We start from the raw sequence: 1048 nt of genomic DNA, 5'->3' as shown, positions 1-1048 counted from the left end.
GCCCCGAACCGCTCGACCCGCCGTCCGCGTTCGACCCCCTCGCTCCTCCCGGCCGCTTCGACCGCAGCCGGTCTGCTCCTGGGTCACCTGGCGGATCGACTGTTCGGCGACCCGCGACGCGGGCACCCGGTGGCCGGCTTCGGTCGCGCGGCGGGCGCCCTGGAGAACGTGCTGTGGCGTGACCGTCGAGCCGCCGGGGTCGCCTTCACCGCCCTGTGCGTCGCCGGCACCGTCGTGCCCGCCACCCTGGTGGAACGCCGTCTCGGTCCATCGGGACGGACCGTCATGACCGCCGCGGCCTGCTGGGCCGCGCTGGGGGGGACGACCCTGGGGCGCGAGGCACTGCGCGTGGGGGCGGCCCTGGAGGCGGGTGACCCGGAGGGCGCCCGGGAGTTGCTGCCCCGGTTGTGCGGACGCGACCCGGCGGCCCTGGACGCGGACGGCATCGCGCGCGCCGTCGTGGAGTCGGTCGCCGAGAACACCTCGGACGCGGTGGTCGGCGCCCTGGTGTGGGGTGCCGTGGCCGGCGCGCCCGGGCTGATGGGTTTTCGCGCCGTGAACACCCTGGACGCGATGGTGGGTCACCGCTCCCCCCGGTACGCGCGGTTCGGCTGGGCCTCCGCCCGGTCGGACGACCTCGCGGGGCTGCCCGGATCCCGACTGACCGCGCTGCTCGTGGCCGCCGTCGGGCCCGACCGGCGCGGCGCCCGGCGGGCGCGCCGTGCCGATGGCGGGCGACACCCGAGCCCGAACGCCGGTCCGGTGGAAGCGGCGTTCGCGGGCGCGCTGGGATTGCGCCTGGGCGGCACCCTCTCCTACGGCGGACGGCTCGAGCACCGCCCGGTCCTCAACCCCGCCGGACGGGCCCCGGAGCCGGGTGACATCGCCCGGGCGGTCCGGCTCTCCCACCGGGTCGGCGTGGCCGCGCTCGCGGTGGCGACGGCCGGCGCGCTCGTCGCGGGAGCGGCCGGCGCGCGGCGTGCGCCACGGACACCACCGGGGGGGCACCGCTCGTGAGGCAACGGGAGGCCTGTCTCTTATACACAGC

General features: G+C 78.0%; 1 protein-coding gene. It reads left to right on the top strand.

All coding sequences use genetic code 11. The annotated features are described in order from the left end of the window. Positions 1-72 precede the first annotated feature (72 nt). Positions 73-1017: a cobalamin biosynthesis protein gene (locus FNQ90_RS24500; RefSeq protein ID WP_182608337.1), complete on the top strand. Its 945-nt coding sequence runs from the start codon at positions 73-75 to the stop codon at positions 1015-1017. Positions 1018-1048 lie beyond the last annotated feature (31 nt).

Origin of the sequence: Streptomyces alkaliphilus (assembly GCF_014141535.1) — a bacterium.
GTDB classification, from domain to species: domain Bacteria; phylum Actinomycetota; class Actinomycetes; order Streptomycetales; family Streptomycetaceae; genus Streptomyces; species Streptomyces alkaliphilus.
The sequence above is the reverse complement of the archived record's forward strand: the minus strand, read 5'-3'. Positions and strand labels throughout refer to the sequence as shown.